Source organism: Catenuloplanes indicus (assembly GCF_030813715.1).
GTDB classification, from domain to species: Bacteria; Actinomycetota; Actinomycetes; order Mycobacteriales; family Micromonosporaceae; genus Catenuloplanes; species Catenuloplanes indicus.
In genome coordinates this window covers 42,171-62,067 of record NZ_JAUSUZ010000002.1, presented here as the reverse complement: position 1 = coordinate 62,067, position 19,897 = coordinate 42,171, and the positions used below count along the sequence as shown (strand labels likewise).

Here is a 19,897-nt window from a genome sequence, read left to right as displayed (position 1 = left end):
CCGTACTTCGTCAACCTGCTGTCCGGGGCGACCGGCTTCTCTACCACGGCGCTGATCGCGGCCACGCTGTTCAACCGGGCGGCCGCCAGCGAGCGAGCCCAAGAGCGCAAGGATGCCGTCGTCTTGGCAGCACGCAAGTGGCGACGCGAAATCCATGCCGCCACCGCCCTCCTGGCGGCTCCGGAGCGGTCGGCAAACCGTATGCTCCATAGCTCCGCCTTGCCTCACCCGCCCCTGCATGCGGTGCACTGCCATGGACTGAAGGAAGTTCTTCACATGCGGTGGGACGGGCTCGACTTCATGGACGAGCACACGCTTCCAGCGGAGCTACCGTTCATTGACGCCGACGGCGAAGAAAGGTTCCTCGCGCACCTGCGGGCCCTGATTGACGATCATATCCCTGCACTGATGCGTGCATTGCAGGTCAGCGACGATCCGGTCCTGAACGCCTTCGTGGACCGGACGAGGGCGGCGGTCTTGGACGGCCGCTCCTTTGACGCCGCAGTGGAGTTGCGCGAGTTCGTTGATCTACTGCAAAGGCATCCGCATCATGCCGCCTACGTACGGTCGATGAACCAGCGCGGAGGATTGTCGAATCGGTGGCATGACCTGCGGAATCGTTGGCAGTGGCGCCAGCACCGGTGGTAGACGCGCCGTTCCCCGGCATGCTGCCCTCCCTGCGGCGCGCCGAACTGCAGTCAGCGCGCCCGTGGCGTCCAGACGAGCCGCTGCCACCGGTGGACCGGCCCGCCGCCGTAGGGCGTGGACTCCCCAGCCGCGCCCGGCGCCGGGTCGATCTGCCAGCCGGAGGCGAGGTGCCGGCCGATCGGCTCCGGGAACAGGTACGTCTCGGCGGGCAGGCGCAGCTTGAGGACGACCTGGCGGTGCCGGGCCGCGTAGACGAGCCGATACAGCTCGGGGCTGCGCTGCCGGAAGCCACGCCGGACGTAGTTGTCGACGCACTTCAGCCGCGTGCCGTCGGCCTCCAGCCGCCAGCCGGCCCACGCTGCGGGCACCGGTCGGTTGTCCGGCCCGTCCGCGTAGACGACCATGTACGAGGTACGTGCACTGTCTGCGTCCACCGCGGACTCGGCGTCCTCCCACCATTCCCCCGCCAGCGGCTCACGGCCCAGGTCGGCGAGTAGTTCGCGGTGCGCCGCCGTGCCGGGCGTGACCCGGACGACCGGCGGCGCCACGAGCTGCCGGTCGTTCATCGGGCGTCGGCCGCGACGAGGAGCACGTCCAGCGCGTCGGCTGGGCTGGCGGCGCGACCGATGCGCGGGTCGATCGCGCGCGCGGCCGAGAGGAGCACGTTGATCCGGGTCTCGGCCTGGACGCGCTCGTCGAGGGCGAGGAGCCGCAGGTGCGGCAGCATCTTCTTCACGGCGCCAGCGTCCCGGTTCTGCCTGGCGGCTGCGGCGGCCTCGGCGAGCCGGGTCAGCGGCCAGCGCCGGACCGGCTGATCGCCGGTGGCGCCGGCCCAGACGATCCGGGCGGTCGGGACGTGTTCGGCGACGCGAGCGGCGACCATTTGGTGCCAGGCGGCCGGCAGTGGTTTGGCGTCGGGGTGGGCGGCCCAGAACTCGTCGTCGCCGCGGTAGACGGCGATGGTCGGGTCGCCGTCGTGGTCGGCGAGGTCGACGGTCAGGGCGGTGATCGCCTCCCGGGTTCGCTCGCGCAGCCGCTCGATCTCGGTTGCGGCGCCGGCGGGGATCGGGTCGCGGCCTGCTTCCCAGGCTCGGATGGTGCGGCCGGTGACCGCGACGATCGCGGCGAGCTGGTCGCCGGTCAGGCCGAGCCCGCGGCGGTGGATGTGCAGGGCGGCGCCGGTCATGTGCGGCACGGTGGGCTCCTCTATGACGAGCGGCCCGGCCCCATCGTGGGGGTCCGGGCCAGCTGGGCGGGACGGGTCAGGCGGTCTTGTCGTACTTCGCGGCAAGGGACCAGAAGTCGACGGAGGCGATCGCCTCGCGGATGGCGTCGGCGGGCTCGCCGGTGAAGTCCCGGTCCGTGTCGTAGGCGGGGCCGTAGAAGTCGCTGCCGGCGAGGCTGATGCTGTCCGGGAGGGCGTCGTTGATCGCGTCGCGGTAGGCGGTGGTGAGCGCGTCGAGGTCGTAGTCGTTGGCGTATTCGCCGAGGGAGGTGGCGACGCCCGCTTCGAGGGTGAGTTCGCCGTCGCCGTGGTTGGCCCAGGTGCCGTAGCTGGTGGTGGTGACCATGGTGGGTCTCCTGTCTGTGGTTGCCTGGGGCTGTCCCCTGGCGATGCACCAACATTAGCATCCTAATTTAGGAAGCAAAAGCTTCGTCACTCCAACGGGGCCAGACGCGACGATGCCCGGCCGCGCCACCGGGAAGGCGGCACGCCGGGCATCGGGCGACACAGGTCAGGTTGTCCAGCGTTGGCTGCCAGGATCACCGTGCACCACGCTGCGAATCGCAGCCTCGGCGATATCCAGCGCCGCATACAGTCCGCCGCGCGTATCGATCGGCCGCACGGAGCCGGTCGCAGTGTTACGCAGCTCCCAGCCCGCGCCACCGGCAGCCTCATGCACTTCCCACGCCGGGTCGATTCTCGACCGGTAGTGCCCACCCCAACCATCGACGGCATCCCAGGGGACGTCGCCTTCCGCAGAAGTCGGAATCGTCATGCGGGCTCCTTCTGCCTCTTGACCGCGGTCAGGACAGGGCGGCGGCGCCAGCCGCGATCGCCTCGTCGACCCCAGTGCGCGGCGCGTTCAGCGACCCGGAGAGCTGCGCCTTGATCTGCTCGACGAGGGGCAGGCGGAGGGTCGGTGACTGCGCCAGGTCGCGCAGGTGGTCGATCCCGTTGGTGGCGCGCTGTTCGATGAGTGTGGCGACGACGGTCTCGGCGATGGTGGCGCGGGCCTGGGCGATCGGGTTGAACGGCATGAGGGCGCGGTAGGCGGCGTCGAACGCGTCGCTGTCGAGGTAGTTGCCGCTCTGGCCTTCGAGGATCATGCGGGCTCCTTGGGGGTCCGGGGCTTGCGTTCGGCGAGGAAGTGCTTGAGTCCGCGCGGCCAGACGGGTTCCATTTCGCCGGCGAATCTCCAGAACTGGACGGCGACGCCGGCCTCCGCGAGTTCGGGGATCAGCTCCGTGGGTAGGTGCGGCTGGTCGACGGCGGCGAGGAGGCGCTGGCGGAGCGCGTCGTCGAGTTCGTTCCACCAGGCTTTGATGATGGTGTCGTCGAGATGGGTGCGGGACCACTCGTAGTTGATGCCGCGGAGGACGTCGGCTTTCTTCGTGGTGTCGAAGTAGGCGGCGCGGATGGTGGCGGCGAGGTTGTCGCGGGCGCGGTTGAGCTGGGCTTCTGCGGCCCGGTATTCGTCTGCGGCGTTGTGGAGCGCGCGTGAGTAGTCGGTCATCCTCCACAGAATGACACAAAGCAGCTTTGCCAAGCAACTAAGCAAGGCCACTGTGCCAAGTCACTTGACACTTACGGTCGGCGTGGGGCAAAGTAGTCCCCAGCAAGGCCGCCGGGGCTGCGAACCCCGGCACAACGCAAGACGGCCCGGCCAGGAGCTGCGAACTCCCGACCGGGCCACGCGGAAAGCACTGCGAATGCCAACCGCGAACCGACCGACCCTGAGCTACCAGGAGCGATCAGCAATGCAGAACACTACCGCTTCGCCCGGGACCGTCGTCGCCGAGCGCACCTACGGCACCCTGACGCTGTCCCTCTCCACCGCCGTCGACGGCTACACCGTCACCGCCCGCTCCGGCATGACCCGCCACGACGAGCTCACCAACCCGTTCGAGAACAAGGACAGCGCCCGCGACTACTGGGCCCGAGTCGCCTACCTCGCCCAGGCGCAGATGAGCGCGGCGCAGATCGTCGAGAAGATGGCCACCGCCGACGGCAGCGCCAAGTGGACCGCCCCGGCACCCGCGCCGGCCGAGCCGACCGCCCGCCTGAAGGACTTCGCCGTCGACCGCGGCCGCCAGGTCCCGATCCGCCGCGGCGGCGCCTCCACCACCCCGCCCGGCCCGTCGGCAATCCGCGCCATGCTCATCGCCGCGATCGACGGCATCGTCTGGCGCGCTGGCCGCGGCCGGGACAAGCACCGGACCGCCCGCCGTGACGCCCTTGACGCCGCCGGGACCCGCCTGCTCATGGACCTCGACACCGCCCCCGGCGACACCTGCCGCGGGAACTGGTCCGCCGGCCGCCTGAACGCCGCCGGGCGGTGCTGGCTGGAGACGTACGGCTACCTGGCCGGCGGGCAGCCGACCGGCAAGGCGACCGCGCTGCTCGGTTTCACCGCCGCCTGATCTTTTTTCTCCCCCGTAATGGCTGGCCGGGCGCGTCCGGCACAGGACCGCCCGGCCAGCCGCCCCCATCCAGCTCTGAAGGAGCACCCCATGCGCGCCATCACCGCCCGCGACCTGGACCTCGACGACACCCGCCCCGCCCGCGACCTGGACCTCGACGACACCCGCCCCGCCCGCCCCCGGCGCCGCCCTGGCCGGCAGACCGCCCGCCGTGCCGCGATCGCCGAGTCGATCGGCGTGCAGCGCGCCCGGACCGCGGGCCTCGCCCGGATCGCCGCCTGATGGGCAGCCTCGTCCCCCGCCCCAGCCAGGTCGTACAGCCTGAGGTCGTCGACGGCGAGGTCGGCACGATGACCGGCCACCGGCTGTGCGGCGGCCAGCACTGGACCGTCTACGCGCAGATGCGCTGCTGCTGCGGCGACATCCACGACCTCGGCGCTTGGGCGTGCTGCGGCTGCGGCCACCACCACGACCCGGACGGCGACTGCAAGCCGGACGGCCCGTGCGGCTCGTACCTCTGCTGCATCAACTGATCTTTCCTCCCTCCCCCTGCTGGCCGGGCGTGTCACAGACCCCCGCTGGACGCGCCCGGCCAGCCCACCCGACACCGAAAGCGAGACCACCCGATGAGCGACATCCGCGCCATGCTCGACGAGATCAGCACCCGCAACGACGCCATCCAGCACGCCGAGCCGCAGACCCCACGCGAGCGCCGCCACCGCGAGCAGGCCATCGCCACGATCACCGCCCACGCCCAGTTCAGCTTCAACGCCCCGACCCTGACCGGGTTCATCGCGGTCCTGTACGGCGGTAAGCGCGTCGAGGGCGTCGTCACCGGCATCAACGGCGGCTCGTTCACGGTCGCCACCGCGGACGGCGTGCGGCCCGTCGAGATCGAGCACGTCGAGCACTCCGGCACCTACAACATCGGCTGACCGGGGGACACCAGCATGGACAGCACCGACCGAACCCCGACCGTCACCGACGTATTCGAGCACGCCGAGATGGTTGCGCTCGACGTCCGCGCGTTCGTCACCGTGGCCGCACACACCGCGACCAGCCTGACGCTCGACCTCGGCTTCTTCGTTCTCGGGGAGGAGCGCACCAAGTTGATCGTCGACTACGGGGCGGCCCGTGGGATCACGGTCACGTTCCGGTAGCCCGGCCTGGCCCCGTCCAGCATCCGCGCCCGTATGTGGCGGGTGCTGTGGCGGTGGCAGGCCGGACAGCCCGGACCTCGACCAGCAGGAGAGCACGTGACAGACACGACCGTCCGCCTCTACTCCGGCCCCGAACTCGCCGCCGAATCGATCCGCCGCCTCTACGAGGCCGACCGGGTGGTCGCCCAGATGAACAACCCTGCCGGGAGCGGCGTCTACAACCGCTTCAACGGCCAGCACGTCTACAACCGCGAGCACCGCAACGAGGGCCCGGGCGTGTATGCCGCGCACCTGCGCGAGTCCGCGCACACCCTCGCCGTCCTCGCCCAGACCGCGGCGATGCTCGGCTCCGGGATCACGCTTCCCGCCGGCGAGCAGGACGCCTGGAACGACGCGCTCAACGGGGTCAACACCCTCAACCGGCCCGACGCCGAACGCCGGTACTGACCGCTGTGCTTCCGGCCCGCCCGATCGCACCTGCTCGGGCGGGCACGGTGGCCAACCGGCCAGCCGCCGCCGTTCTCTTCCCCGGACGGCGGCGGACCCCTCACCCCCGCAAGGAGCCCCGCATGACCGCACCGACCAACACCCTGCCGTGGCGCGACGGCCTCGACCAGCACCTCGTCAGCCGTAACGATGACTCCGCCCGCTACCAGTTCCCGGACGGCACCGAGGCGTCCATCGTCTTCAACGGCACCACCTGGAGCATCGCCGTCTCCGACGGACCCAGCATGCGCGGCCTGTCCGAGGACGACGCGACCGCGAAGCTGCTCCAGCTGGCGGCGGCATGACGGCCACCCTCGCCGACCTGGACTTCTTCATCACCGATTCGGCGCCCGGCCACGCCCACTACCAGTTCCCGTCCGGCCGCGGCGCGAACGTCACCACCGACCCGCACAGCATCTGGCTGTACGAGCTGGAGGTCGACCCGACCGACGACGAACCCGCCACCGACACCGCCCGCGGCGTCATCGTCATGGACGGGCTGACCGCCGACGAGGTCATCGGCTATCTGTCCCGGCTCGCCGCCGGCCAGCCGATCACCTGATCCCGGACAGCAGAACGCCCCGCACGGCCCCCGCCGGCGGGGCGTTCCCGCGTCCGCACGCCCCCAAACCGGCACGGACTCCACAGTGGACGCGCAGCGCGTGTCACCCAGTCAGGGAAACACATTCGCCCACCTTGACCCCGAATTTCTCAGCCCGCAAGCTGGTGTCAGCCCCACCGCAGGCCACGCCGCGAGGGCAACCCCCAAACCCCCGCACCAGCCCCAGGAGGCACCCCATGCCCGCATCCGCGTCCGCAGCCGCCAGGTACGCCCTGCTCCGCTCCACCGCCGCCGCCGGCCCGACCCTGTCGCAGGTGCTCGGCTTCCCCACCCCCCACAGCCCCACCCCCGCACCGGCCGCACCGGCGTCCCCGGCCAGCCAGCCGACCGCAGCCGCCCTCGCCAGCCAGATGCAGGCCCTCACCGCCGCGCTCGCCGCAGGCAGCCAGGCAGGCCTGAACGCGGCCCAGCTCGCCCAGGTCCGCACCGCCGCACTCGCCCTCGCGACCGCCGCGAACACGGCCCTCGCCGGCGAGTAGAACCCCAGGCAGCGCAACGCCCCGCCGGCCGAAGCCGTGCGGGGCGTTCTCACGTGCGTGCTCTACTCGCCGGCGGGCCACTCCCCCGCCACGATCTGATCCAGGACCGGCTCTGTGGTCGCGTCCAGGCCGTCCCGCCCGAACTCGGCCAGCAGCTCCTCCGCAGTCTGGGCGGCCGGCTCCGCCTCGTGCGCGGCGGTCATAACGCCCTCCGGTACGTCGCCGGGAAGTAGCGGGTCCAGGTCGACTCGACCCCGTCGACCGTGACGGTGATCTGCCCGCTCTCGTCGTCGACGACCGCGCTGGTGACGGTCACCCAGCGGATGCCGGGCTTGAGCGCGAAGTGCAGGCCGAGCGCGGGCCCGTCGCCGTCCCAGGCGATCTGCATCGTCTCGCGGGTCGTGGTGTCCTGGAGGGCCAGCAGCGGCTCCTCGTAGATGGTGGTCACGAGGCACCGCCGTTCGCGGCCAGCCGTGCCGACTCGGCCACGACGATCACACCCATCAGGTCCGCCATCTCCGGTGTGATCTCCTCGAAGATGTCGCCGGGCAGGCGCCGGAAGCGGCCCTCGACCGCGTCGATGTACACCCACTCCTCGTCGTCCGGGTTTGGCGGGTGGACGGCGAGGACGTTCAGGTAGTCGGGGCCGTCGGGCCCCTCCCACCAGCCGATCGTCATGCCGGGCTTTAGGTCCGGCCAGATGTGCGTGATGTCGGAGTGCGGCCAGATGAGGTGGTCGAGCTCCCGCGACGGCCTCACGACGCCTCCACAGCGTCGAGCAGCGCGACCAACTCACCGCGGACGGCGTCCGTCGACCAGCCCGAGTCCCGAAACACGTCCCGGACAGCGACCCCGTCCCAGGACCGGCCGGTGAACACACACCCGGGCAGGTCATCGCCCGGCTTGAAGATCCCGTTCCACAGCGCCATCATCTCCGCGGCGGGCCGATACTGACGCTCCCACACGTGCTGCTCGCTGAGAACGTTGAGTGGTGTCAGCGGCATCTGCCCGTCGGCCGTCCACGCAGCGACCCAGCATTGATGGTCGCGGTCGGACAGGTTACAGACGATGTACCGGGTGCCGTCGTGGAGAAGGAACCGGTCGTCGTAGGCGTGCTTGGCGAACCGGCGCGTGAACATCCAGTCGAAGAACAGGTCGCTCACTCGTCGTCCTCCTCGTCCTCGGGCACGCCGTCGAACGCGGCGTGGAAGCCGCGGATGGTGGTGGCGTGCGCGACCTGGGCGGGCTCGACCGTCTCGTCATGCCAGCCGTCGCTGGCCTCGGCCATCGTCGCGGCGTCGAACTCCTGCCCGCCGTAGAAGCAGTCGTCACCGAGCGGCAGCCCGGACAGGCGGTCCAGGTCGGCGTCCCGCTCGGCAGTCGTCTCGTACGGGCCGATGATCAGCCGGGCGTTCATCGTCTCCCGGTCCGACATGTAGTTGACGAAGCGGATTGCGGGCCGGTCGTCGCTCATCGGCTCGCCTCCCGCCACACCGGATCCGGCACGCGACGCAGCGCGACCGCGAGCGCCCGCACCTCGATCACCGTGTCGACCGGGCCGTTCGGGGTCAGCCACACCCGGCCGCCCTCCACGCAACACGTGACGGGCAGGCCGGCGGCGGCCAGGTCCGCGCACAGGCACTCGATCGGCTCCGCCAGCACCGGGGCGCTCATGCCGCCACCTCCCGGTGGTCGTAGTCGATGTGGTTCCCGGCGTACCCGATCACCGGGTTGAGTCCGTGCTCGCCGTTCGTGTCCAGCCAGCCGTGCGTCGTACAGCGGGCCCGGTAGCCGGCGATCGCGTCGTCGGCGACGATCTCGACCAGTCGCGTCACACCGTCGTCGGCGGTCACCCAGGTGCGGCTCACGACGCCACCCCCTTCGGCCAGGAGACGACCTCGAACGCGACCCCGTCCGGCAGCAACCCGGCGAGGACCCGGATCGTCGCCTCCCGGCCGTAGACGGTAGACAGCACCGCGACCTTGACGGTCCCCGACTCGACCGAGATCGCCGTGTGGACGCCGGCGGCTTCGAGGCTGTGTACGGCGTTGTCGATCTGAGCACCGGTCATCTGCGCGCCGGTCATACGAGCCTCCAGGACGCGACCGGCGTACCCGCCACGGTCACCTCGGTCAGGACCCCGCCCGCGCCGAGGAGCACGTCGTGGCGGGGCGGCGGGTTCAGGGCGAGCGCGGCGATCGACGACTCGCGCATCACGAGCGGCTGCGGATCACCACCGGGCGCCCTGCGGGTCAGCGGCCGGCATCGGTGCGCGGATCGGGAGTCGGTCTTCATCACGCCGCCTTGGTCGAGTTGGACGTGGTCACCGTGTCGGTCGAGGCGAGCGCGCCGACACCGGTCCGCTGGACGGGCGGGCGGCCCTCGTCGGCGGCGAGACGGCCGATCCGCGGGCAGTAGGAGTGGCAGGGCTGGTGGTTGCAGGTCGTATCCTGTCGCATGCTGATCCCCTCCTTCGGGGGGTGGTTGGTGGTGGGGAGCAGCGCTCGTCTTGGCAGGTGGACGCTGCTCCCCGCGCGGAACTACAGAACCTCGGTGGTGCGCGGCGGGCCGATCAACGACTCCACCGCCTCATCCAGCGACCGGAACGAACCCTGCGGCTCGCCGGCCACGTAAGCCGCGAACCAGCCCTCCGTCCGCGGCCGGACATCGCCGGACGGGGTACGTTCGTTCCGGTCGTCCTGCGGCAGATACACGCCGAGGTGACCGCCGCCGAACACGACCACCCGGTCGTCGCTGGCGTAGGCGCTCACCGCTCACCTCGGTGGAAGAAGTCCCGGCCGCAGCACTGGCAGGCGTCCGGGGACTCCACGCCCGTGCACGGGTCCGGGAACGGGCAGTCGCAGCGGCAGTGGACACAGCTGTACTCGCCGCCCGGGTGCTGGCAGGAGCACAGGCGTCCGGCCGGGCACTCCTGGAATTGGGCGACGACCGCCGTGAACGCGTCCGTCACTGCGGGTCCCCGATCAGCTCGGTGATCTTCTCGACGGCCGTGAACGTGCCCCGGCCGCGCAGGTGCTCCCACATGTACGCCTGGTCGTCGAACCCGGGCGCCTCGCACTCCGGCCACGGCCACGCGTCCCACTGCTGCCCGACCTCCGACACCCACCACTTACGGTCGGGGGCGGTGACCAGGTAGCCGTAGCCGGGGCGCGGCTGCTCGACCAGGCCCGGCCACATCTGCACCGGGCTGCTCACCGGCCGACCTCCTGCCGGTACGCCTCGCCCGCACCCGGGCCGCCCAGCTCCTCAGCGACCGCCACCTTGTCGTCCAGGGACGCGTCCATGCCGGCGAGGACGTCCCGGTGGTCGTCGCCGTCGGCGGCGCCGATCACGTCTTGGTAGAGACGGGACTGCGTCTCGGTCAAACTCATGCTGATCTCCTTGTCTCCGCTGAGCCGGATGCTCTGGCGGTCTCCTTGACGCACCCGCCGGGATGCGTCGCGGGGGCCGTCAGACGCCGACCTAGCCGACCGTGAAGGCGCCGACCGGACCGGTCTTGTAGAGGCCCTCCTCGGCCAGCGGCTTCAGAGCCCAGCGCAGCGCCGTCTCGAAACTCTCGGCCTCGTGGTTCAGGCGCTCGTGCCGGAACACGCCCCACAGGCCGTCCGAGAACCGCTCGACCCTCGTGTCGACGATGGCGTTACCGCCGCTGGCGTCCCAGCCGATCTTCAGGTCACCGACGGCATCGATCCCCACCCAGCTCGGGTGGATGCCGAACTCACTCACAATTTGCGCTACCAGGTCGCGGTGCTCCTGCATGTTGTTCACGTTCATGTGGATCTCCTCATCTCCGGGCTGGCCGTGTGCTGGCCCGGTCCCCACGCCCACCCGGCTCGCGTCGGGTGGGCTCTGGGCGCCGCTCAGACCGCGACCGCCGTCACCACGCCGGCCAGCGGCGCCACGAACAGCAGCACGATTGCGGCCTGGATCGCCCTGTTCTTGCGCCACGCCGTCTGGGACAGGCCCACCACCGCGGCGGCATCCACCGGCGGCGACTCGACCAGCTCGGCCGCGAGCGCGTCCGGGGCCATGCCCGCCCACCGCACGAACCCGTGGTCCCCGCCGAGGCGCGGCCACAGCGCGGACAGCGTCGCCCCGAGCGCGGCGAACGCACCCACGGCGGCGGTGACGAGCCCGGCCCGGACACTGCCGTGGGTGGCAGCGGCGGCTGCGGCGAACACCGCGACGGCGGCAACCGCGGACGTGGACACGATCCCCGCCTTGGTGTCCGCCTTCGCCAGCTGCTGCTCGACCCGGGCGTGCGCGGCCTCGACCGGGCCGGTCAGGTCGACGGCGGCGGTCATCGGCCGTTCCGCTCGTTCCGGGCGGCGGCCTGACGGGATGCCTCCGCGAGCTGAGCCGCCCGCGTCGACTGGCCGCGGGCGGCGGCGAGTTCGGTCGCCCGGGCGGCGACGGCCCGCTGGGTTTCCTCCGGGGTCAGGGCGGCGGTCACCGAGCCATCTCCTCAGCGGCCAGCGCGGTCAGGGTCACCTCGACGGCGGACGCGGCCGGCACCGGGTCGATCCGGTGCTCCTCCCAGGTGTTCGACTGGGTCGGGTGCAGGTCGTCGGTGACCCGCACCCACGTGCCGTCGTGGCACTCGTACACGCGGCGGGACGTCGGGCCGGTCGCGACCATCACGGTCAGCACGCCCGAGAACCAGGCCGTCCACACCAGGCTCATCGGAGCACCTCCCGGCCCGCCTCGGTCAGTTCGACCGGGGCGCCGTCGGCGTCGTCGTAGTCGAGGAACCCGTCGCAGCCCAGGTTGTTCAACTTTGCGTACAGGTCGTACTCGACCTGGGTGCCGTTGCGCCGGAACCAGGTCGGGCTGTCAGCGTCGACGGTGAACTCGCCCCGGCCGACGGCCTCCAGCAGCAGGGCTTCGACGGAGCCTGCGTCTACGGCGCTCACCGGGCCACCTCCACGCGCCGGCGCCGGATCCGGCGCCGACCGAACGGCACGGGGACGATGTTGCGGCGGCGGCCGGCGAGCGGGGCGCGGCGGGTGAAGCCGTCGGACAGGCGGGTCGGGGTCATGCCGCCAGCTCCATCCGCGTCAGCACGCCACCGAACAGGCCCGTCACGGCCGCGCTGTGCACCGACCACGAGTACGGGTTCGGGCAGCCAGACTCGACAAGCATGTCCTTGCCCAGGTCGGCGATCAGTAGGTCGAGAGTCCGGGTTGTGTCGACGAGGACGGTCTTGTTCAGCCAGCTCATGTCGGGTGCCACGGCGTCGTCGCGCCGGAAGATGGCGAGGTTCATCGACGCGTCGTAGATTCCGGGCTGGACGGTGATCGTCGCCGCCTCGGTCAGGTCAGCGAAGGTGCGTGTCTCCATGCCGGTCACCGGCCGGTCAGGAACGGGGCGGTGACGAGCCGGTCCGGCCGACCGCGGGCGGCCTCGCTCCGCTCCCGCACCCACTCGCCCGCGTCGCCGCGGAGGGCGGACAGGAGGCTGTCAGCGGCACGGTGCGGGCTGCCGTCCGTGGCGGTGCTGGCGGTGAACGTCTTGCTGTTCCCGTCGACCTCGACGGTGATCGTGACGATCGCGTCCATGCTGTTCTCCTTGTCTCGGCGGGCCCGGTCTGGCCCGGCCGCCCCAGCCCTCCACCCGTGCCGTCGTGCACGCGGGTTAGAGGGCCAGAGCCGCCGGTCAGCGCCGGGACCGCTCCTCACGCGGGTGCTCGTTCACGGGGGTCCGGCGGGCAACCCGGGCCGGGTCGCGCTGCTCCGCACGGAGCCGGGCGATACCCGGGTCCGCCTCGGGGGCAGGCTGCTGCTCGCCGGTCACGCGACACCACCGGAGGCGTAGGCGTTGTGGCCGGCCGCGGTCAGCTGCAGCTGGGTACCGACCTCACGGACCTGGCCGCGGGCGATCAGGTTCAGGGCCGCGTCCTCGTCCGCGACCAGCCGGCCACCGTGCCAGACGTGCCCGGCCTCGACCAGGACCGGCACGTCACCGGCCGTGGCGAGCGCGGCCAGAACGTCAGCCTCTGCGGCGGCGGCCAGTTCGGCGGCGTTCACGGTCGCCACCCGTTCGCGACGGCCAGTCGGCGGCGGCCTGCCTCCGAGATCCGCCACGACCACGGGCCGGTCTTCTCCAGCAGGTCGCCGAGGTCCTGGACGTGCTCCAGGTTGATCCAACCCTGGTCGTCGATCCCGCCGAACTCGTCGCCGGTCGGGGTGAGGACGATGTCGTGGGTCGCGGCGTAATTCAGGATCTCTTCCAGGTTGTGGGCGTGGGCGAGTTCCAGGTCGATCGGCTTCCAGGTGCTCATCGACGTGCCTGCGCGATCCGGGCCGCCGCAGCGGTCGCCTTCGCGGCCAGGTCCAGCAGACCCGTCTCGTCGAGAGCGACCATGCCGACGTCCAGGGACGCGAGGAGCGTCCCGTCGTCGTGCGCCTCGACGATCAGCTGCCCGAAGTGCCCGCCGTCCACGTTCGGGATGAGGTCGGGCGCGGAGTAGCAGGTGGTGCCGTGGTGCTCGACGCACCACGGCTGGTGGTCGCCGGTCGCGAGCGCGGTCAGGGCGGGGGCGGTCATCGGCGGGCCGCCTTGTGCGCGGCGAGGTGCTCGTCGTGCGTCCAGTTCGTGGCCTGCAGGTGCGCGGCGTCCAGGGTGACGCGGGCGTCGATCCAGAAGTCCGGGCCGGTCGGCGCGTCCGTGACGGCGGTGAACGTCTCGACGCGCTCCCCGACCTGCAGCGTGACCGTGGCGACGATCTTCATCGGGTCACCGCCGTACGCCGCAGCCGCAGGGCCAGCGGGGTCACGTCGGCCGGGTCGACACCCATCGCGTCCGCGAACCGGGCGGTGAGCGCGTCCCGGACGTCGTCACCGGACTGGCCGGCGGCGACCGTGGTGACGCCCGCGAAGTTCTCGGGCAGGGCGTGACCGGTCAGGGCGTAGGCGGCGGCGAACGAGTAGTCGCCGGGGGTCAGCGCCTCGGTCTGGGCGAGAACGGCCGGGGCGCTCATCGGGTGACCGCCGGCCGGGTCGCACGGGCCACCGGGCGCCGGGCGGTACGGGCCGCGGCGAGGATCTCGGCGGCGACCTTCTCGGCCTCGTCCGGGGTGAAGTAGATGCTGGTCTCGCCGACAGCCGAGGTGAGCGTAATGTCCACGCCCGGCTTCCCGGTCTCGGAGTCCATGACGGGGGCGATCTGCGCGGACTTGGAGTAGTCGTCGAACGTGGAGCCGATCTCGACGTGGGCGGCGCCGCAGACACCGCAGCCGCGGGCGTCGGTCGCGGTGCACCAGTCGGGGTGCAGCTCGTCGGCGAACGGGGAGGCCGGCGGGGTGAACGGCGGCGGGACCGGGCGGCCCGCAGTGACGGTGTTGGACATGCTGAAGCTCCTTGATTCCGGCGGAATCAGCCCGCGGCTCTCGGCCGACATGGGCTGCGAGAGACGTGGGTCAGGAGTTGGCGTGCGCGCGGCGGACCGGCAGCGGGTCGACAGCGCGGGAGTCCGTCAGGTACGTCAGCGACGAGACCAGCCGGACGGCGTCGGCGCCGGTCAGGTTGATCGGCTTCGTGCTGCCCGGGGGCAGCAGGTGCACGGTCGGGGCCGGGTCGCCGTCGTGCAGGGACACCCACACGGACAGCGGGCCCTGCTCGGTGTCGACGTCCCGCGGGTGCGAGCGGTGCGGGACCTCGCCGTTGTGGCGGATGTGGCACCAGCCGGGGTGCGGCTCGCCGAGCTCGGACAGCGGGTAGATGGGCCGGGTCATGCGGTCACCTCACGGGCGAACGTCCGGCCGGTGACGGTGAGTGCGGTACGCGGCTTGGTAGCGTGCACGCGTAGCCCCTTTCGTGGGGGTTGCGGGTGCCCCGCGTCGAGGTCTGCCAGGACTGTGATCGACGTGGGGCTTTCCTTTACCTATGCTGAGGACGTTACCGCCGTGACGGTAAAGTCACAAGCACTCTCGGGCAGATGACACCGAAGAAACCTGACCGAGTCGGCGGTAATGTTCCGAACAGCTAGATCGACCCGCGATCAAGCACTAGGAGGTGGGACATGACCAGCGAAAAGTGGACCAGCGACTCCACCATCTACCTCACACCCGGACAGGGAGACGCCTGGGCCAAACAGGCGCAGGCCACGTCCCGCACCGGCACCCAACGCATCCTGCACGCCGGACCGGTTCCTGCACGCGCCGACGTCGCCGCCGCCCTTGGCGTCGAACCCGGCACGTCCGTCGTCCTCCGGCGGCGGCTCATCCTCGCCGACGAACGACCCGTCGAGATCGCCGACTCCTACTACCCCACCGCGATCGCCGACGGTACCGCCCTCGCTACACCCGGCAAGATCCCTGGCGGCGCCGTCACCCTGCTCGACCAGCTCGGCTACCACGCCGCCGAGATCCACGAAGACGTCACCGCACGTCACCCCACCGCAGAGGAGACCGCCATCCTGCACCTAACGCCCACCGCACCCGTCCTCGTCCTGACCCGGCTCAGCCTCACCGCCGACGGCACACCCTTCGAGTACGCGGCCATGACCATGTCTGACGGTCAGCACCTGCGCTACCAGATGCAGGCCGCGTGACCCGGTGAACAGCCCCACTCCACCGCCCAAGCCCAAAGTCGACCGCGAGCGCAGCGCACAGATCGCCGCCGAGATCCGTGCACAGATCATGGACGGCAACCTGCCGCCCGGCTCGCAAGCACCATCCATCCCGACCATCGCCGAGCAGTACGACACTGGCCGGTCGACGGCCCAGAACGCCTACGACCTCCTCAAAGAGGAGGGCTACCTCGAAGGGCGCCGTGGCAGCGGCACCTTCGTCCGCACCACCCCGCACGAGACCATCGAGCCGGCCGACTACGGACGCGTCCCGCTTGCCGGCGAGGCATACCCGTGGATCACCCGGCCAGCCACCGAAGGCCGCCCCCGCTCGATCGACCTGCGCAGTGTCGGAGAGGTGCCCGCGCCCGGCCAGGTTGCGGCGGCGTTCGGCATCCAGCTCGGCGACCCGGTCATCTGCCGCGAGCAGGTCTTTCTCCTCGACGGTGCGCCCGTCGAATACGACCACATCTACTTCCCCGTCGACCTCGGCCGCGGCACTCGCCTCGCCGAGGCCCGGAGGATCAAGGGCGGGGCGCCGGCCGTACTTGCGGAGATGGGCCGAGCACCAGCAGCATTCGACGACCTGCTCGCCACCCGCGGAGCGACGATGAAGGAACTCGAGGTGTTCGGCCTGTCGAAGGCCGTACCGATGCTCCGGACGTTCCGGGTCGTTCACGACAGCGACGGCGCCGTCATCAGCGCCGAGGTGATCGTTAAGCCGGGCAATCGGTGGCAACTGCGCTATCGGTGGAAGCCGGAAACGAGCGCCTAGCAGCAGAAACAAGTCGGCCCCGGCCGGTGCGCCAACACCAGTCCGGGGCCTTGCCACTCACCAGCAGTCCGAGCTTGCAACCAGGATCAGAAAGCGAGTGACCATGAAGCAGGCTAAGCCTGCCCCTTACGTCTGCTCCTCCAAGGGTAGCGGCAGCGCACCGGTAACGCTCCCCCGGATTTCCACGACCGGGGAGGTCTGACCGTGGGCTTCAAGCTTCGCCGCGAGGTGCGCGACCTCCTCCCGCCCGGCGTGCTGACCGCAAACGAGCGGCTCCTCGTCCTGGAGCTGGCCGACAACTGCCGCGACGACAGCGACGACAACGGCCCCGCCCGTGAAGGCTGGCCCGGCTTCGACTGGCTCGCCGAGAAAACCGACATCCGCGAGGACAAGATCGGGGTGACCTTGGCCCGGATTGCCAGCAAGTGGATCGAGTTGCGGGTGCCGCTCGGTGTCGGTAAGGACGGTAGGCCGTACTTCTCGCGCACCGGGGTCCGGACCCGCTTCCGGTTCCCGGCTCGCGACGTCCTGGCCGCGTTCCGTGGTGCACCGGCTACTGAGGCCTACCAAAATGGGGGGCCTGCCGTCGATCAGGCCTACCAAAATGGCCCCCCTGAGGCCTACCAAAATGGGGGGCCTCAGGCCTACCAAAACGGCAAGGACAGGCCTACCAATTTGGTAGGCCCTAACCCTCAGGTTTTTCCTCAAAGATCTCCTCAAAGAACTACCTCACCTCCCCCTACCCCCTCAGGCCCGGCGGCGGCAACGCCGACCGTCGCGCCCAAACCCGGGGAGTGGGAGGAGGAGATCGAATCTTCGAAGGAGCAAGAACTAGCGAAGACCATCCGCGGCATCCGGCCCGCCTGGACCATGCGGAAGATCCTCGACGCGATCAAAAGCGCTACCGATGAGGGACGGCCCTGGCCCCTCATCGTCGCCGCCTTCCCCCTTTGCGCAGCCGACACCGCGACGATGAGCCCCGGCCGGTTCCCGCACGACGGCCCGTGGTGGGCGCAGGCCGAGGAGCAGACCCGGCCGGCCAGCCGCGAGGAGCGCATCGCCGCCCACAACGCCCACTGCGAAACCCAGCCGCGCTGCGAGCACGGCGAGCCCGGCGGGAACCTACCCATGCCTGGGGACGGCTGGCAGCCCTGCTTCCTCTGCCGGCAGGCCACCAAACAGGCAAAGGCCGCAACCGAACCCGAACGGCCGATGTCAACCGGCACAAAGCGCGCCCAAGGAGCCCGCGACGCTGCTGCCGAGCTTCAGGCCGAGGTCGACGCGAACGGCGGAGTAATGCCCACGATCGAGCAGCTCTTTGAGCGACGGCTGGCACGCCGGGAATCGCCAGCTCGACGGCTGTACGCCCTGGACGACCCGAACATCATCGAAGGGGAGGAAGTCGCATGAGCGCCGACGACGCCACCGTGGCGTTCCTGGCCGAGGCCGGGCACCTGAAGAACCTGCCGCGGGCCGGCTGGCTGCTAGCCGGGATCCGGCAGCCGGAGTCCGTCGCCGAGCACTCCTACCGGGTCGGGATCATCGCCTACGTCATCGCGACGCTGGAGGGAGCGAACGCGGACCGGGCGGCCACGCTGGGCCTGTTCCACGACGTGCCAGAGGCCCGCACCGGGGATGTGCCGTCGGTCGGGAAGCAGCACGTCACACTCCAGGACCCCAACGACGTCGCCGCCGTCCAGACGGCAGGGCTGCCGCCTGGCCTCGCCGCGCGCATCCGCGGCCTGGTCGCCGAGTTCGAGGCGAAGGAAACCATCGAGGCGGTGTGCGCGAAGGACGCCGACAAGCTGGAGTGCCTGCTCCAGGCCCGTGCCTACCAGGCGGCCGGGAACACGCTCGTGCAGCCGTGGATCGACACCATGCTCGCCGCCGTCAAGACCGAGACCGGCCGGCGGCTGGCTGAGGCTGCCGCATCGCAGCCGGTGGACGCGTGGTGGCACAAGATCGTCGCCTCCTACGGCCGACCCGGAACGGATTAGCCGACTCGGTCACCGGTTACCGCCGGTCGGTCAGACACGCGTAACTCCGTACCGCTACCGGACTCCCTCCTGCGCGCCCCGCCGGCTCCGGACTGCCCGGCGGGGCTGCTGCAGTCCGGTAGCAGTCCACCCCGGGAGTACCCGTCATGCGGAAGACCACCGCCGCCCTGCTCGCCTCAGTCGCCTTCGCCGTGCTCGGCTGCGGGTCAGCCGCCGACATCACCGCAGATGACACCGGCGCCGCGCCCGCGCCGGCCGCGACGACCGCGGCCCCGCAGTCCGTGAAGGTGGGCCAGGCGCTCACCGTCGACACCGGCGCCGTGCAGGCCACGTGGACCGTCACGAAGGTCGAGGTCAAGGACGCCGACCAGTACGGCGGCACCCCGCAGCAGGGCAAGTTCGTCCTTGCGCACCTCGCGGTGAAGGTCACCAAGGGTGAGACGTACACGTGCGGCTGTGACCTGTCGATCGTCGACGCCGGCAACAAGGTCTTTCAGACCGGCTACGGATCCTTCGCCGGCCGCCCGGACTACCAGGTTGCGAACCTCGCCGCCGGGCAAAACGCGGACGGCTGGGTGGTGTTCGACGTGTCGGAGGAGGCTGCGGAGTCCGGCCGGATTCAACTGAAGATCCAGCAGTTGTTCGGGGAGTCCGCGCACGGCTACTGGACGCTCTGACCGGCAGCAAGTCGTTCGGACGGGTGACGGCGGGGCAGACACCAGCCACGTAGTCGATTAGGTTGCGTCTGTCTCGCCCAGCGCCCCAAGGAGCAGCACATGACCCGCCTGCTCGACCACCCCGGCCAGCGAAACCTGGCCCGTTCGACCATCCTCACGTCGCACCGGCGGCGCTACCCTGAGGACATGACCCGCGTGAGCTTCGACGTGCCCGACGAGCTCGCCGCGCGCATCCACGCCGCGGCCGGCACCAACCCGTCCGCCTGGTTCGAGGCCATCGCCAAGGACGCGCTCCTCAAGCAGGAAGCCGCCGCGGTCGCCGAGTTCGAGACCACCCACGCCGACGAGGCGTGGGAGCGGGAGCGCTGGGCCGCGTGATCCGCCGCGGTGACGTCTACCGCCACCGCCTCGGCCGCCACTTCGTCGTCGTGTCCACCGCCCGCCTCAACGAGGTCGGCGCGGTCATCGTCGCCGAGATCCACGACGAGGTCCCGTCCGGGATGCAGGGCATGCTCGCGGTCGCGCTCGGCCCGGACGAGCCGCTGGCGGGCGCGGTACTGACGTGGCGGGTGAACTGGCTTGCCGGCGACCGGCTGGGTGAGTTCGTGGGCCGACTGTCGGCCGAGGTGATGGAGCACGTCGACATGGCGCTGCGGACCGCAATGGATCTGTGACGTGGCCGGTCGGCGGTAGCTGCAAAATCGGGCACTGCTGATCGTGTAATCGGATCATTACCGTGGGTGGTTGATGCTGGTCGATCCCCACGGAGGCAACGCCATGGTCATCGCCGTCAGCCGTCAACCCGAACGGGTGCATGAG

General features: G+C 70.8%; 51 protein-coding genes. 17 read left to right on the top strand and 34 right to left on the bottom strand.

What is annotated here, in order from left to right:
* Nucleotides 1–648: hypothetical protein (locus tag J2S42_RS41830; protein WP_307249427.1), on the top strand; the 648-nt coding region annotated here is incomplete at its 5' end.
* Nucleotides 649–698: 50 nt separating this feature from the next.
* Here J2S42_RS41830 and J2S42_RS41825 read toward each other — a convergent pair.
* From J2S42_RS41825 to J2S42_RS41800, 6 genes are all read right to left on the bottom strand, one after another.
* A complete protein-coding gene (locus tag J2S42_RS41825) occupies nt 699–1,214 on the bottom strand; it encodes a hypothetical protein (RefSeq protein ID WP_307233965.1) in 516 nt (171 codons plus the stop codon).
* Entirely contained in the window at nt 1,211–1,834 is a 624-nt protein-coding gene (locus J2S42_RS41820) for an Aca2/YdiL-like domain-containing protein (RefSeq protein ID WP_307233963.1), read from the bottom strand. The genes J2S42_RS41825 and J2S42_RS41820 overlap by 4 nt, the downstream gene beginning before the upstream one ends.
* 76 nt (nt 1,835–1,910) lie before the next feature.
* Nucleotides 1,911–2,219: a hypothetical protein gene (locus J2S42_RS41815; RefSeq protein WP_307233961.1), complete on the bottom strand. Its 309-nt coding sequence runs from the start codon at nt 2,217–2,219 to the stop codon at nt 1,911–1,913.
* Nucleotides 2,220–2,384: 165 nt separating this feature from the next.
* Nucleotides 2,385–2,648 carry a hypothetical protein gene (locus tag J2S42_RS41810; RefSeq protein ID WP_307233959.1) on the bottom strand — a complete coding sequence of 88 codons (264 nt, stop codon included), beginning with the start codon at nt 2,646–2,648 and terminating at the stop codon, nt 2,385–2,387.
* A gap of 28 nt (nt 2,649–2,676) precedes the next feature.
* Nucleotides 2,677–2,979: a hypothetical protein gene (locus tag J2S42_RS41805; protein WP_307233957.1), complete on the bottom strand. Its 303-nt coding sequence runs from the start codon at nt 2,977–2,979 to the stop codon at nt 2,677–2,679.
* A complete protein-coding gene (locus J2S42_RS41800; RefSeq protein WP_307233955.1) occupies nt 2,976–3,386 on the bottom strand; it encodes a hypothetical protein in 411 nt (136 codons plus the stop codon). The genes J2S42_RS41805 and J2S42_RS41800 overlap by 4 nt, the downstream gene beginning before the upstream one ends.
* A 244-nt stretch (nt 3,387–3,630) precedes the next feature.
* Here J2S42_RS41800 and J2S42_RS41795 point away from each other — a divergent pair, with 244 nt between their 5' ends.
* From J2S42_RS41795 to J2S42_RS41755, 9 genes are all read left to right on the top strand, one after another.
* Complete coding sequence (locus tag J2S42_RS41795) at nt 3,631–4,293, top strand: hypothetical protein (RefSeq protein ID WP_307233953.1); 663 nt, start codon at nt 3,631–3,633, stop codon at nt 4,291–4,293.
* Nucleotides 4,294–4,383: 90 nt separating this feature from the next.
* Nucleotides 4,384–4,575 carry a hypothetical protein gene (locus J2S42_RS41790; protein WP_307233951.1) on the top strand — a complete coding sequence of 64 codons (192 nt, stop codon included), beginning with the start codon at nt 4,384–4,386 and terminating at the stop codon, nt 4,573–4,575.
* Entirely contained in the window at nt 4,575–4,826 is a 252-nt protein-coding gene (locus J2S42_RS41785) for a hypothetical protein (protein ID WP_307233950.1), read from the top strand. The genes J2S42_RS41790 and J2S42_RS41785 overlap by 1 nt, the downstream gene beginning before the upstream one ends.
* Nucleotides 4,827–4,919: 93 nt before the next feature.
* On the top strand, nt 4,920–5,228 hold the full coding sequence (locus J2S42_RS41780) for a hypothetical protein (RefSeq protein ID WP_307233948.1): 309 nt from the start codon (nt 4,920–4,922) through the stop codon (nt 5,226–5,228).
* Nucleotides 5,229–5,243: 15 nt separating this feature from the next.
* On the top strand, nt 5,244–5,453 hold the full coding sequence (locus J2S42_RS41775) for a hypothetical protein (protein WP_307233946.1): 210 nt from the start codon (nt 5,244–5,246) through the stop codon (nt 5,451–5,453).
* Between the two features lie 96 nt (nt 5,454–5,549).
* Entirely contained in the window at nt 5,550–5,900 is a 351-nt protein-coding gene (locus J2S42_RS41770) for a hypothetical protein (RefSeq protein WP_307233944.1), read from the top strand.
* A 122-nt stretch (nt 5,901–6,022) separates the two neighbouring features.
* Nucleotides 6,023–6,244 carry a hypothetical protein gene (locus J2S42_RS41765; RefSeq protein WP_307233942.1) on the top strand — a complete coding sequence of 74 codons (222 nt, stop codon included), beginning with the start codon at nt 6,023–6,025 and terminating at the stop codon, nt 6,242–6,244.
* Complete coding sequence (locus J2S42_RS41760) at nt 6,241–6,501, top strand: hypothetical protein (protein ID WP_307233940.1); 261 nt, start codon at nt 6,241–6,243, stop codon at nt 6,499–6,501. The genes J2S42_RS41765 and J2S42_RS41760 overlap by 4 nt, the downstream gene beginning before the upstream one ends.
* Before the next feature lie 236 nt (nt 6,502–6,737).
* Nucleotides 6,738–7,040: a hypothetical protein gene (locus tag J2S42_RS41755; protein ID WP_307233938.1), complete on the top strand. Its 303-nt coding sequence runs from the start codon at nt 6,738–6,740 to the stop codon at nt 7,038–7,040.
* A gap of 62 nt (nt 7,041–7,102) precedes the next feature.
* Here J2S42_RS41755 and J2S42_RS41750 read toward each other — a convergent pair whose 3' ends face one another.
* From J2S42_RS41750 to J2S42_RS41615, 28 genes are all read right to left on the bottom strand, one after another.
* Complete coding sequence (locus tag J2S42_RS41750; RefSeq protein WP_307233937.1) at nt 7,103–7,243, bottom strand: hypothetical protein; 141 nt, start codon at nt 7,241–7,243, stop codon at nt 7,103–7,105.
* Complete coding sequence (locus J2S42_RS41745; RefSeq protein WP_307233935.1) at nt 7,240–7,488, bottom strand: hypothetical protein; 249 nt, start codon at nt 7,486–7,488, stop codon at nt 7,240–7,242. Before J2S42_RS41745 ends, J2S42_RS41750 begins: the two co-directional genes overlap by 4 nt.
* A complete protein-coding gene (locus tag J2S42_RS41740; protein ID WP_307233933.1) occupies nt 7,485–7,799 on the bottom strand; it encodes a hypothetical protein in 315 nt (104 codons plus the stop codon). The genes J2S42_RS41745 and J2S42_RS41740 overlap by 4 nt, the downstream gene beginning before the upstream one ends.
* Complete coding sequence (locus J2S42_RS41735; RefSeq protein WP_307233931.1) at nt 7,796–8,203, bottom strand: hypothetical protein; 408 nt, start codon at nt 8,201–8,203, stop codon at nt 7,796–7,798. The genes J2S42_RS41740 and J2S42_RS41735 overlap by 4 nt, the downstream gene beginning before the upstream one ends.
* Nucleotides 8,200–8,514, bottom strand: a complete 315-nt coding sequence (locus J2S42_RS41730; protein WP_307233929.1) for a hypothetical protein — start codon at nt 8,512–8,514, stop codon at nt 8,200–8,202. Before J2S42_RS41730 ends, J2S42_RS41735 begins: the two co-directional genes overlap by 4 nt.
* The gene (locus J2S42_RS41725; RefSeq protein WP_307233927.1) at nt 8,511–8,714 is read right to left on the bottom strand and encodes a hypothetical protein; all 204 of its coding nucleotides are present in this window, start codon (nt 8,712–8,714) and stop codon (nt 8,511–8,513) included. The genes J2S42_RS41730 and J2S42_RS41725 overlap by 4 nt, the downstream gene beginning before the upstream one ends.
* Nucleotides 8,711–8,908: a hypothetical protein gene (locus tag J2S42_RS41720; RefSeq protein WP_307233926.1), complete on the bottom strand. Its 198-nt coding sequence runs from the start codon at nt 8,906–8,908 to the stop codon at nt 8,711–8,713. Before J2S42_RS41720 ends, J2S42_RS41725 begins: the two co-directional genes overlap by 4 nt.
* Nucleotides 8,905–9,126 carry a hypothetical protein gene (locus tag J2S42_RS41715; RefSeq protein ID WP_307233924.1) on the bottom strand — a complete coding sequence of 74 codons (222 nt, stop codon included), beginning with the start codon at nt 9,124–9,126 and terminating at the stop codon, nt 8,905–8,907. Before J2S42_RS41715 ends, J2S42_RS41720 begins: the two co-directional genes overlap by 4 nt.
* Entirely contained in the window at nt 9,123–9,335 is a 213-nt protein-coding gene (locus tag J2S42_RS41710; protein WP_307233922.1) for a hypothetical protein, read from the bottom strand. Before J2S42_RS41710 ends, J2S42_RS41715 begins: the two co-directional genes overlap by 4 nt.
* On the bottom strand, nt 9,335–9,499 hold the full coding sequence (locus J2S42_RS41705; RefSeq protein ID WP_307233920.1) for a hypothetical protein: 165 nt from the start codon (nt 9,497–9,499) through the stop codon (nt 9,335–9,337). Before J2S42_RS41705 ends, J2S42_RS41710 begins: the two co-directional genes overlap by 1 nt.
* 81 nt (nt 9,500–9,580) lie before the next feature.
* Nucleotides 9,581–9,811, bottom strand: a complete 231-nt coding sequence (locus J2S42_RS41700) for a hypothetical protein (protein WP_307233918.1) — start codon at nt 9,809–9,811, stop codon at nt 9,581–9,583.
* 196 nt (nt 9,812–10,007) lie between these two features.
* Complete coding sequence (locus J2S42_RS41695) at nt 10,008–10,256, bottom strand: hypothetical protein (RefSeq protein ID WP_307233916.1); 249 nt, start codon at nt 10,254–10,256, stop codon at nt 10,008–10,010.
* Nucleotides 10,253–10,432, bottom strand: a complete 180-nt coding sequence (locus J2S42_RS41690; protein ID WP_307233914.1) for a hypothetical protein — start codon at nt 10,430–10,432, stop codon at nt 10,253–10,255. The genes J2S42_RS41695 and J2S42_RS41690 overlap by 4 nt, the downstream gene beginning before the upstream one ends.
* A 91-nt stretch (nt 10,433–10,523) precedes the next feature.
* Complete coding sequence (locus tag J2S42_RS41685; protein ID WP_307233911.1) at nt 10,524–10,835, bottom strand: hypothetical protein; 312 nt, start codon at nt 10,833–10,835, stop codon at nt 10,524–10,526.
* Between the two features lie 86 nt (nt 10,836–10,921).
* On the bottom strand, nt 10,922–11,365 hold the full coding sequence (locus J2S42_RS41680) for a Pycsar system effector family protein (RefSeq protein WP_307233909.1): 444 nt from the start codon (nt 11,363–11,365) through the stop codon (nt 10,922–10,924).
* Nucleotides 11,362–11,514 carry a hypothetical protein gene (locus J2S42_RS41675; protein ID WP_307233907.1) on the bottom strand — a complete coding sequence of 51 codons (153 nt, stop codon included), beginning with the start codon at nt 11,512–11,514 and terminating at the stop codon, nt 11,362–11,364. Before J2S42_RS41675 ends, J2S42_RS41680 begins: the two co-directional genes overlap by 4 nt.
* Nucleotides 11,511–11,744, bottom strand: coding sequence for a hypothetical protein (locus J2S42_RS41670; RefSeq protein ID WP_307233905.1), 234 nt, complete (start codon nt 11,742–11,744; stop codon nt 11,511–11,513). Before J2S42_RS41670 ends, J2S42_RS41675 begins: the two co-directional genes overlap by 4 nt.
* Nucleotides 11,741–11,974: a hypothetical protein gene (locus tag J2S42_RS41665; RefSeq protein ID WP_307233903.1), complete on the bottom strand. Its 234-nt coding sequence runs from the start codon at nt 11,972–11,974 to the stop codon at nt 11,741–11,743. Before J2S42_RS41665 ends, J2S42_RS41670 begins: the two co-directional genes overlap by 4 nt.
* Nucleotides 11,971–12,099, bottom strand: a complete 129-nt coding sequence (locus J2S42_RS41660; protein ID WP_307233901.1) for a hypothetical protein — start codon at nt 12,097–12,099, stop codon at nt 11,971–11,973. Before J2S42_RS41660 ends, J2S42_RS41665 begins: the two co-directional genes overlap by 4 nt.
* Nucleotides 12,096–12,401: a hypothetical protein gene (locus J2S42_RS41655; RefSeq protein WP_307233899.1), complete on the bottom strand. Its 306-nt coding sequence runs from the start codon at nt 12,399–12,401 to the stop codon at nt 12,096–12,098. Before J2S42_RS41655 ends, J2S42_RS41660 begins: the two co-directional genes overlap by 4 nt.
* A gap of 5 nt (nt 12,402–12,406) precedes the next feature.
* Complete coding sequence (locus J2S42_RS41650) at nt 12,407–12,619, bottom strand: hypothetical protein (protein ID WP_307233897.1); 213 nt, start codon at nt 12,617–12,619, stop codon at nt 12,407–12,409.
* 231 nt (nt 12,620–12,850) lie between these two features.
* Nucleotides 12,851–13,087, bottom strand: a complete 237-nt coding sequence (locus tag J2S42_RS41645) for a hypothetical protein (RefSeq protein WP_307233895.1) — start codon at nt 13,085–13,087, stop codon at nt 12,851–12,853.
* Nucleotides 13,084–13,341, bottom strand: a complete 258-nt coding sequence (locus J2S42_RS41640) for a hypothetical protein (protein ID WP_307233893.1) — start codon at nt 13,339–13,341, stop codon at nt 13,084–13,086. Before J2S42_RS41640 ends, J2S42_RS41645 begins: the two co-directional genes overlap by 4 nt.
* The gene (locus tag J2S42_RS41635) at nt 13,338–13,607 is read right to left on the bottom strand and encodes a hypothetical protein (protein WP_307233891.1); all 270 of its coding nucleotides are present in this window, start codon (nt 13,605–13,607) and stop codon (nt 13,338–13,340) included. Before J2S42_RS41635 ends, J2S42_RS41640 begins: the two co-directional genes overlap by 4 nt.
* Nucleotides 13,604–13,792, bottom strand: coding sequence for a hypothetical protein (locus J2S42_RS41630; protein ID WP_307233889.1), 189 nt, complete (start codon nt 13,790–13,792; stop codon nt 13,604–13,606). Before J2S42_RS41630 ends, J2S42_RS41635 begins: the two co-directional genes overlap by 4 nt.
* Entirely contained in the window at nt 13,789–14,040 is a 252-nt protein-coding gene (locus J2S42_RS41625) for a hypothetical protein (RefSeq protein WP_307233887.1), read from the bottom strand. Before J2S42_RS41625 ends, J2S42_RS41630 begins: the two co-directional genes overlap by 4 nt.
* Nucleotides 14,037–14,408, bottom strand: a complete 372-nt coding sequence (locus tag J2S42_RS41620) for a TroA family protein (protein WP_307233885.1) — start codon at nt 14,406–14,408, stop codon at nt 14,037–14,039. Before J2S42_RS41620 ends, J2S42_RS41625 begins: the two co-directional genes overlap by 4 nt.
* Before the next feature lie 70 nt (nt 14,409–14,478).
* The gene (locus J2S42_RS41615; protein ID WP_307233883.1) at nt 14,479–14,793 is read right to left on the bottom strand and encodes a hypothetical protein; all 315 of its coding nucleotides are present in this window, start codon (nt 14,791–14,793) and stop codon (nt 14,479–14,481) included.
* Between the two features lie 287 nt (nt 14,794–15,080).
* On the opposite strand from J2S42_RS41615, the gene J2S42_RS41610 reads away from it, so the two are divergent.
* The 7 genes from J2S42_RS41610 (at nt 15,081) to J2S42_RS41580 (ending at nt 19,752) form a co-directional block, all read left to right on the top strand.
* Nucleotides 15,081–15,611: a GntR family transcriptional regulator gene (locus tag J2S42_RS41610; RefSeq protein WP_307233881.1), complete on the top strand. Its 531-nt coding sequence runs from the start codon at nt 15,081–15,083 to the stop codon at nt 15,609–15,611.
* 4 nt (nt 15,612–15,615) lie between these two features.
* On the top strand, nt 15,616–16,404 hold the full coding sequence (locus J2S42_RS41605) for a GntR family transcriptional regulator (protein WP_307233879.1): 789 nt from the start codon (nt 15,616–15,618) through the stop codon (nt 16,402–16,404).
* Nucleotides 16,405–16,608: 204 nt separating this feature from the next.
* Entirely contained in the window at nt 16,609–17,814 is a 1,206-nt protein-coding gene (locus J2S42_RS41600) for a hypothetical protein (RefSeq protein ID WP_307233878.1), read from the top strand.
* Entirely contained in the window at nt 17,811–18,401 is a 591-nt protein-coding gene (locus tag J2S42_RS41595) for an HD domain-containing protein (protein ID WP_307233876.1), read from the top strand. The genes J2S42_RS41600 and J2S42_RS41595 overlap by 4 nt, the downstream gene beginning before the upstream one ends.
* A 146-nt stretch (nt 18,402–18,547) precedes the next feature.
* Complete coding sequence (locus J2S42_RS41590; RefSeq protein ID WP_307249426.1) at nt 18,548–19,078, top strand: DUF4352 domain-containing protein; 531 nt, start codon at nt 18,548–18,550, stop codon at nt 19,076–19,078.
* 99 nt (nt 19,079–19,177) lie between these two features.
* Nucleotides 19,178–19,456, top strand: coding sequence for a hypothetical protein (locus J2S42_RS41585; protein WP_307249424.1), 279 nt, complete (start codon nt 19,178–19,180; stop codon nt 19,454–19,456).
* Nucleotides 19,453–19,752: a type II toxin-antitoxin system PemK/MazF family toxin gene (locus tag J2S42_RS41580; RefSeq protein ID WP_307249422.1), complete on the top strand. Its 300-nt coding sequence runs from the start codon at nt 19,453–19,455 to the stop codon at nt 19,750–19,752. The genes J2S42_RS41585 and J2S42_RS41580 overlap by 4 nt, the downstream gene beginning before the upstream one ends.
* Nucleotides 19,753–19,897: the final 145 nt, after the last annotated feature.

Excerpts from the sequence above, each read along its gene's own strand:
- J2S42_RS41825 (WP_307233965.1), bottom strand. The coding sequence starts at position 1,214 with ATGAACGACCGGCAGCTCGTGGCGCCGCCGGTCGTCCGGGTCACGCCC.
- J2S42_RS41820 (WP_307233963.1), bottom strand. The coding sequence starts at position 1,834 with ATGACCGGCGCCGCCCTGCACATCCACCGCCGCGGGCTCGGCCTGACC.
- J2S42_RS41815 (WP_307233961.1), bottom strand. The coding sequence starts at position 2,219 with ATGGTCACCACCACCAGCTACGGCACCTGGGCCAACCACGGCGACGGC.
- J2S42_RS41810 (WP_307233959.1), bottom strand. The coding sequence starts at position 2,648 with ATGACGATTCCGACTTCTGCGGAAGGCGACGTCCCCTGGGATGCCGTC.
- J2S42_RS41805 (WP_307233957.1), bottom strand. The coding sequence starts at position 2,979 with ATGATCCTCGAAGGCCAGAGCGGCAACTACCTCGACAGCGACGCGTTC.
- J2S42_RS41800 (WP_307233955.1), bottom strand. The coding sequence starts at position 3,386 with ATGACCGACTACTCACGCGCGCTCCACAACGCCGCAGACGAATACCGG.
- J2S42_RS41795 (WP_307233953.1), top strand. The coding sequence starts at position 3,631 with ATGCAGAACACTACCGCTTCGCCCGGGACCGTCGTCGCCGAGCGCACC.
- J2S42_RS41790 (WP_307233951.1), top strand. The coding sequence starts at position 4,384 with ATGCGCGCCATCACCGCCCGCGACCTGGACCTCGACGACACCCGCCCC.
- J2S42_RS41785 (WP_307233950.1), top strand. The coding sequence starts at position 4,575 with ATGGGCAGCCTCGTCCCCCGCCCCAGCCAGGTCGTACAGCCTGAGGTC.
- J2S42_RS41780 (WP_307233948.1), top strand. The coding sequence starts at position 4,920 with ATGAGCGACATCCGCGCCATGCTCGACGAGATCAGCACCCGCAACGAC.
- J2S42_RS41775 (WP_307233946.1), top strand. The coding sequence starts at position 5,244 with ATGGACAGCACCGACCGAACCCCGACCGTCACCGACGTATTCGAGCAC.
- J2S42_RS41765 (WP_307233942.1), top strand. The coding sequence starts at position 6,023 with ATGACCGCACCGACCAACACCCTGCCGTGGCGCGACGGCCTCGACCAG.
- J2S42_RS41760 (WP_307233940.1), top strand. The coding sequence starts at position 6,241 with ATGACGGCCACCCTCGCCGACCTGGACTTCTTCATCACCGATTCGGCG.
- J2S42_RS41755 (WP_307233938.1), top strand. The coding sequence starts at position 6,738 with ATGCCCGCATCCGCGTCCGCAGCCGCCAGGTACGCCCTGCTCCGCTCC.
- J2S42_RS41750 (WP_307233937.1), bottom strand. The coding sequence starts at position 7,243 with ATGACCGCCGCGCACGAGGCGGAGCCGGCCGCCCAGACTGCGGAGGAG.
- J2S42_RS41730 (WP_307233929.1), bottom strand. The coding sequence starts at position 8,514 with ATGAGCGACGACCGGCCCGCAATCCGCTTCGTCAACTACATGTCGGAC.
- J2S42_RS41725 (WP_307233927.1), bottom strand. The coding sequence starts at position 8,714 with ATGAGCGCCCCGGTGCTGGCGGAGCCGATCGAGTGCCTGTGCGCGGAC.
- J2S42_RS41715 (WP_307233924.1), bottom strand. The coding sequence starts at position 9,126 with ATGACCGGCGCGCAGATGACCGGTGCTCAGATCGACAACGCCGTACAC.
- J2S42_RS41710 (WP_307233922.1), bottom strand. The coding sequence starts at position 9,335 with ATGAAGACCGACTCCCGATCCGCGCACCGATGCCGGCCGCTGACCCGC.
- J2S42_RS41705 (WP_307233920.1), bottom strand. The coding sequence starts at position 9,499 with ATGCGACAGGATACGACCTGCAACCACCAGCCCTGCCACTCCTACTGC.
- J2S42_RS41690 (WP_307233914.1), bottom strand. The coding sequence starts at position 10,432 with ATGAGTTTGACCGAGACGCAGTCCCGTCTCTACCAAGACGTGATCGGC.
- J2S42_RS41685 (WP_307233911.1), bottom strand. The coding sequence starts at position 10,835 with ATGAACGTGAACAACATGCAGGAGCACCGCGACCTGGTAGCGCAAATT.
- J2S42_RS41680 (WP_307233909.1), bottom strand. The coding sequence starts at position 11,365 with ATGACCGCCGCCGTCGACCTGACCGGCCCGGTCGAGGCCGCGCACGCC.
- J2S42_RS41670 (WP_307233905.1), bottom strand. The coding sequence starts at position 11,744 with ATGAGCCTGGTGTGGACGGCCTGGTTCTCGGGCGTGCTGACCGTGATG.
- J2S42_RS41660 (WP_307233901.1), bottom strand. The coding sequence starts at position 12,099 with ATGACCCCGACCCGCCTGTCCGACGGCTTCACCCGCCGCGCCCCGCTC.
- J2S42_RS41655 (WP_307233899.1), bottom strand. The coding sequence starts at position 12,401 with ATGGAGACACGCACCTTCGCTGACCTGACCGAGGCGGCGACGATCACC.
- J2S42_RS41650 (WP_307233897.1), bottom strand. The coding sequence starts at position 12,619 with ATGGACGCGATCGTCACGATCACCGTCGAGGTCGACGGGAACAGCAAG.
- J2S42_RS41640 (WP_307233893.1), bottom strand. The coding sequence starts at position 13,341 with ATGAGCACCTGGAAGCCGATCGACCTGGAACTCGCCCACGCCCACAAC.
- J2S42_RS41635 (WP_307233891.1), bottom strand. The coding sequence starts at position 13,607 with ATGACCGCCCCCGCCCTGACCGCGCTCGCGACCGGCGACCACCAGCCG.
- J2S42_RS41630 (WP_307233889.1), bottom strand. The coding sequence starts at position 13,792 with ATGAAGATCGTCGCCACGGTCACGCTGCAGGTCGGGGAGCGCGTCGAG.
- J2S42_RS41625 (WP_307233887.1), bottom strand. The coding sequence starts at position 14,040 with ATGAGCGCCCCGGCCGTTCTCGCCCAGACCGAGGCGCTGACCCCCGGC.
- J2S42_RS41620 (WP_307233885.1), bottom strand. The coding sequence starts at position 14,408 with ATGTCCAACACCGTCACTGCGGGCCGCCCGGTCCCGCCGCCGTTCACC.
- J2S42_RS41615 (WP_307233883.1), bottom strand. The coding sequence starts at position 14,793 with ATGACCCGGCCCATCTACCCGCTGTCCGAGCTCGGCGAGCCGCACCCC.
- J2S42_RS41610 (WP_307233881.1), top strand. The coding sequence starts at position 15,081 with ATGACCAGCGAAAAGTGGACCAGCGACTCCACCATCTACCTCACACCC.
- J2S42_RS41595 (WP_307233876.1), top strand. The coding sequence starts at position 17,811 with ATGAGCGCCGACGACGCCACCGTGGCGTTCCTGGCCGAGGCCGGGCAC.
- J2S42_RS41590 (WP_307249426.1), top strand. The coding sequence starts at position 18,548 with ATGCGGAAGACCACCGCCGCCCTGCTCGCCTCAGTCGCCTTCGCCGTG.
- J2S42_RS41585 (WP_307249424.1), top strand. The coding sequence starts at position 19,178 with ATGACCCGCCTGCTCGACCACCCCGGCCAGCGAAACCTGGCCCGTTCG.